This is a genomic window from Rhodococcus sp. (in: high G+C Gram-positive bacteria), from assembly GCF_049286785.1.
GTDB lineage: Bacteria > Actinomycetota > Actinomycetes > Mycobacteriales > Mycobacteriaceae > Rhodococcus_F.
The window spans coordinates 1-5,314 of sequence record NZ_JBAQEO010000315.1 but is presented as its reverse complement, the minus strand read 5'-3'; the positions used below and the strand labels follow the sequence as shown (position 1 = coordinate 5,314).

7 protein-coding genes and 1 pseudogene are annotated in these 5,314 nt (G+C 66.3%); 4 read left to right on the top strand and 4 right to left on the bottom strand.

The window, feature by feature from the left end:
* Positions 1-348 (bottom strand): hypothetical protein (locus tag WAW17_RS12040; RefSeq protein WP_422333207.1); only part of this gene is annotated, 348 nt, incomplete at its 3' end.
* 92 nt (positions 349-440) lie between these two features.
* Here WAW17_RS12040 and WAW17_RS12035 point away from each other — a divergent pair.
* Both WAW17_RS12035 and WAW17_RS12030 read left to right on the top strand, forming a co-directional pair.
* A pseudogene (locus WAW17_RS12035) lies at positions 441-1,134 on the top strand (helix-turn-helix domain-containing protein).
* A gap of 62 nt (positions 1,135-1,196) precedes the next feature.
* Entirely contained in the window at positions 1,197-1,325 is a 129-nt protein-coding gene (locus tag WAW17_RS12030) for a hypothetical protein (protein ID WP_422333206.1), read from the top strand.
* Positions 1,326-2,263: 938 nt separating this feature from the next.
* Here WAW17_RS12030 and WAW17_RS12025 read toward each other — a convergent pair.
* The 3 genes from WAW17_RS12025 to WAW17_RS12015 all read right to left on the bottom strand — a co-directional run bounded on the left by WAW17_RS12025 (position 2,264) and on the right by WAW17_RS12015 (position 3,908).
* A complete protein-coding gene (locus tag WAW17_RS12025) occupies positions 2,264-2,488 on the bottom strand; it encodes a hypothetical protein (RefSeq protein ID WP_422333205.1) in 225 nt (74 codons plus the stop codon).
* Positions 2,485-2,739 (bottom strand): hypothetical protein, encoded by a 255-nt coding sequence (locus WAW17_RS12020; protein WP_422333204.1) that lies wholly within the window; start codon positions 2,737-2,739, stop codon positions 2,485-2,487. The genes WAW17_RS12025 and WAW17_RS12020 overlap by 4 nt, the downstream gene beginning before the upstream one ends.
* An 878-nt stretch (positions 2,740-3,617) precedes the next feature.
* The gene (locus WAW17_RS12015) at positions 3,618-3,908 is read right to left on the bottom strand and encodes a hypothetical protein (RefSeq protein ID WP_422333203.1); all 291 of its coding nucleotides are present in this window, start codon (positions 3,906-3,908) and stop codon (positions 3,618-3,620) included.
* 348 nt (positions 3,909-4,256) lie between these two features.
* On the opposite strand from WAW17_RS12015, the gene WAW17_RS12010 reads away from it, so the two are divergent.
* Together WAW17_RS12010 and WAW17_RS12005 are read left to right on the top strand one after the other, a co-directional pair.
* Positions 4,257-4,586, top strand: a complete 330-nt coding sequence (locus WAW17_RS12010) for an ANTAR domain-containing protein (RefSeq protein WP_422333202.1) — start codon at positions 4,257-4,259, stop codon at positions 4,584-4,586.
* A gap of 16 nt (positions 4,587-4,602) precedes the next feature.
* The gene (locus tag WAW17_RS12005; protein WP_422333201.1) at positions 4,603-4,773 is read left to right on the top strand and encodes a hypothetical protein; all 171 of its coding nucleotides are present in this window, start codon (positions 4,603-4,605) and stop codon (positions 4,771-4,773) included.
* Positions 4,774-5,314 lie beyond the last annotated feature (541 nt).

Genomic DNA, 5,314 nt, shown 5'->3' with positions numbered 1-5,314 from the left:
ATAGCTCAGCAGGTTGACGATGATGCCGGCGAGCCAGGCGGCGACGATGTAGGCCGCATATCGTGGTTTGACCGCGACGGCGATCCCGGCGACGATTTCGATCACCCCGACCACCAGCATGGTCTGGTGCGCGCTGAGGGGGCTGAGGTCGACGATCCACGGCGCCAGGTAGTCCTCCCAGGTGGTGAGCACGTTCGTGAACTTGTCGACGCCCATGGCGATCGGGAGCACGGTGAATCCGATCCGCAGCAACAGGAACGCGCCATAGGCGGGGTCACTGCGAGCGCGTTGCAGGGCCTTCCCGGGTGTGTGTGCGGTCGCCGACGAGTCAGGTGTGGGAGCGGTCATCACGGAACTCCTTTGTAAAAGTAATAGGAACTATTTTTAGAATCTTCCCGCCGTGCCTATTTGTCAATACATTTTGGTGTTAGAGTCGGGGTATGTCCACATCCCGATCCGCCGCGCCGGCGGTTCTGGCGGCGCTGAGCACCCTGGACGACCCGTTGCGGCGCAGGCTGTACGAGTACGTGACCGAGAGCGACGCACCGGTCTCGCGCGAGCAGGCCGCCGCCGCCGTCGACGTCGGACGGACGCTCGCGGCCTATCACCTCGACAAGCTGGCCGACGCCGAACTGTTGACGGTCAGCTACCAGCGGCCGCCCGGCCGCGGCGGGCCCGGCGCCGGACGCCCGGCGAAGCTCTACACCCGGGCCACGAGAGAAATGACCCTCAGCGTGCCGCCGCGGGACTACGAGTGCTCGCCCGATTGCTCGTTTCCTCGGTGGAACAGGACACCAGCGGAACGGTGCGGGCGGCGGTCAACGAGGCCGCAGTCGACGCCGGCAAGCGGGCCGCCGCGACGCCGGGGGAGATCTCCTGGTGGGGCTGCGCGGCTGCGGTTACCTGCCCCAGATCGACGACGACGGCCGTATCGACCTACGCAGCTGCCCCTTTCACCTCGTCGCCCGAGACCACCTGGACGTGGTGTGCGGGTTGAACTTACGCCTCGTCGAGGGCGCGATCGCCGGTAGCACCCACCCCATGGCGCACGCAGAACTGGACCCGCGACCTCATCATGGAAACCCCGACTCGGGGACCCATGACGCTCACCGTTCGTCATCTTCGTTTCGGTGACGCCACGGGTCCAGGGCGGTCCGCATCACTCAAAGCCCCATCTCTGCAAGGGAATACATCCCATGAGTGTCTACCGAATCCTCTGGTGGGTGGTAGGCGTGCCGCTAGCGCTGGTCGGCTCCGCGGTCGCGAACTTCACCGTCCACCCCGGCGTCCTCGCGTCCGCGGCGTTCCTCGCCGCCATGAGGTAGGACCATCCGATACCCAACTCGAGACAGAATATGAGCGTCTCGGGCGCAATGCCGATGACGAGCCTGGTCGCCTCGAGTGGTCGAGTTGGTCGGCCCGGGGGCGTTCGGGCGAACCTCGTCGATTGTCGTGGATCGGACCCGCATAGTGCTGCGCAACGGTACCCGGCGGTGGCATATTGCAGGCCATGCCCAAGTACAAGGTGACTCTGCGCAACGGAACATCGAGCGACAGAATCTTCGACTCGGATTTTCAGGCGATCAATGAGACCCACCGGCCCACAGCATCTCAGGCGGGCATAGTCCGGATCGACCGTTACGAGGACGGCGGGAGCGAGGCCGAGGTGTGGTCGGGGTCAGCCACAGGCCGGGTAAACCGAATCTAGTTCGTCATCGACTGGCGCCCGGGGGCATCTCGCATCTCCGCCGGCGGATGACGGCGGTGCAGCGTGACCGTCACCGGTTGTCCACCCGGTGAACCCCGATCCCGCGGCCGTACCGTCAGACGTTGATCGTATGGGGTGCAAAGGGATTCGACGTCGCCGCCGGATCCGTGATGCTTCGGCATTGGCCCGGGTGCGATGTTTGGCCTCCGTGTCCGTCGGTGGCCGCCGCTCCCCGGTCTCGTCGCGTGCCGTAACGCCCTGATCCTGGTTCGGCCGAGTTGGAAGTGTGGGTGCCGTTTCCATCGAGTAGGTGGGCGGAGTGTCCCGGTCGCCAGTCGTACTTCTTCGGTGCAGGCATACCAGCATTTTCGGTGCTTGCATGATGCACTCTTGTCAGGCGGGTCGAGCCGCCGACGATCGGCAAGGGCGCCGGTCCAAAGAAATCCGGTTCCTTGCGTCATCTCGTGCTGATGGGCGGGTTGGGTGTCGGTGCCCGACTACAGGTACCCAACTCGGAGACCCCCGGTTCGTGCCCGGTCGGTCGGACGGTCCTGGTCAGCAGGTTGTGGTCGCATGCATGCTGTCGAAGATGCGATGTTCGGGGACACCGGCGGTCTCTGCTGCGGTGACGGCGTCGAGGAGGTCGTCGGTGAGTTGCGCGAAGGTGACGGATCGGACCCGTTCCGGGGGTCGGTCGCTCGGGTGGGTGGTCAGGAAACTGTGCAGCATCGCGCAGGCGTCGTGTACTCGTTCGAGCGCCCGGCGCTGGTCGTCGTTCATCGACGGTCGGGCCGGCGGTGCCCGCTCGGCGTCGGCGTTTCGTGCGGCTCCCTGGGGGGACGGGCGTGGTCGACCGCCCTGAGCAGGTCGTGCGTGAGTCGATGGTAGGTGGTGAGCCACCGGTGGTCGACGGGTTCGTCGCGCAGACACGCGGTCAGGGTTGCGGTGTTGTCGCCGGTATCCAACCTTCGGCGCAGGTCGGTGGTGCGATCCTGGACGCGGCGCAACGATGTGTGGGGCGAAACGGGCATCGGGTCTCTCCGGTCCGGACTTCCCTTCGGCGAGAATGGATTCGACGTTGCCGGGGTGCTGCGGCAACGCGTGCTTCCGGAGGCAATTGTGACCGATGCCGGTGCCGGATGCCGGTGTTTTCCGGGTACGCCTCACCGGGCGGAACCACAGCCGCCCCGCGCACGGTCATCGGTCCGGTCCCCGCCCGATCGCCGCTGCCCGCCTCCGCGGACACCCTGGTCCAGGAACTGGCGCCGACCGCGGCACCAGGTGGCTCGGTACAGGGAACCGAATGGCATCAGGGCCTGCACCTGCGCGATGTCATCGCTATGGCCGAGAGAATTCTCATGCAACGAGATCAGCTCTCCGAGCAGCAGGCGTTCGCGATACTCGTTGCCGCCCCCAGCCCTGCACGAGATGGCGGCCCCGCTGGCCGAGCCGAGCCAACGAAGCGGCACGACAATAGCCGCCGGGCCAGTAGCGTCGCGGGCGCGGTCGCGATGCGGATCGTTGTGTCGGCACCCGGCGCGGACCCCGAGCACTCATTGCGACTCACACATGGCGCGGTGCGCGGAGCGGAACCGGATCCGGTTGCGCCGAATCGTCGATGTGGGAATCCGAAGCGGCTGTGGCACGGTCACGTTCACCACGCGTATCAGGCGCTGCTGGACGGCACCATACTGCACGGTGGTCGACGGACTCGGGCGCGACAAACGATCCGATCGACGAGAACGTGGTGGTGCCCCACGCCCGCTGGGCGGGCAGGGCGTGCCGAAGGTGGGACCGACTGCCGGCGATGATGGGGGGCCACCCAGGGCGGGTAGTCGAGACGAGCGGCAGGGTGGGCCGTGGTGCCGGTTCGCCGCCGGATGCGGTCCCCTCCCGGGGGTACGAGATGTTACGGATCAGCAGGGGTGTCGGGCTCCGGCAGGATTCCCAGGATGGACAGCAGGGTTCGGCAGTCCGCGGCGTGGGTGTGTGCAGCAACAGCGAGCCGGGCGCGGCGGGTGGAGTTGGGGTCGAGTTCGTGTTCGAGTTCGTGTTCGTGTTCGGTACCGAAGTACGTCATGACCTCGCCGAACATCGCGGCGCTGAGCCCTCGCTCCGACACCATCACACCGGAGTACCCGAGATTTGGGCCGAACAAGTGGGACTCACCGAGCAGAAGCAGTGCATCGGTCGGCGTCATCGGCAACAAAATGGGAGGTCTTACCGTTCCCGAAACCGGGGCCCTGCGCGGACCGGTTCCCCGGAACTGATGGTCAAGTCGATGTAATCGGGTCTCGAAGTAACGTTCATGTGTGGTTCAGGTCACAAAATTGTCTCGCTGTTTCGGTTCTATAGCACCACCACCGGCCCGTGCCACCTGCGCAGATGGTCGCCTCTACCTGGACGTTTGTGGTGATGGCGGGCGCGGTGTCGTGTGCTAGAACTAAACGGGCATCGACAGTGACGTGAATCACATTCGCGTTCGATCGGGATGTGTCGGCACACCGGCAGGTCCCGGCCGATGCACGAGAGCGAAGGAGCACCCCACATGATCGAGGACACCACCGCAGCACCCCTCACCCCGGTTCCCGGCCCGACGCGCCTGATTCCCCGCCGGCGCCCGGACGGTCGCGAACTCCTCGCCACCGCGAAGGGAATCCTGATCGCCGCCCGCGGCTGCAGCGACGCCCAGGCATTCGACGAACTCCTCGACGTATCCCGCCGTCATCACCTGACCGTCCTCGGTGCCGCCCGGAGCCTGGTCGACCTCGCCGCCGGATCCTCACCGCATTGCTGCCGCTCCGACGCCGTCCGGTTCGACGAATGGGAGCAGCTGATCACCCAGCTTCCCCCACGCCGCCACGCGCACGCGAGCTGACGCGGCAGGAGGGATCGTGCGTGATACCGAGGTCTGTTCGAGCAGACCGGGCGAGATCGCATCGTCGCTCGACGAGGAGACGATCGTGTGGCCCGAACCCAGCCCGCTCGATTCCTGGTGGAAGCATGTCGTCAACAACCACCCGGCCCCGCCCACCGCCGAGTCACCACTCGGCATCGACACGTAGCTGTCCGGCGACCGGGACCGGGCTCGCCTTTCCGGACGAAACCGCATGTCGCGACGCGTATCCCGTCGCAACAGATCTTCCCGGCCATCGGCGGTATGGTCTGCGCGAGAATCGAAGAGACGAGCGGATCGTCGGCGCCGCACCGAATGTGGTGCCGGCCTGGCAGGTAGGGGTTGGTGCCGGTTGGCGGAGCACGCGGCAGCACGACCGCGGACTTGTGTTCTTGTCGCGGTGCCGGGCACGGCTCGACAGGGCCACATGAGGGGACCGCCACGATCGCCCGCCGGTGGAAGGAAGCGGGCGTTCTCCGTTCGCAACGCGGTCTGGAGTTCGGGGGCGAGTTGGAGCAGGGCCCGTCGTTGCGAATCCAGCCCTTGGACTTGGGCCGCTGAACCGGTGGGCGAAGACCGTCGGTCGTGGTTCTCACCATGTATGTCGACGGTCGCCGCAACCGACACGAGCGAGCCCATGGTGGTGACGGATTCGTTCACCGTCGACCTCACCGCCAAGACCGTCCGCCGAGGTGAGACGAGGGTGCACC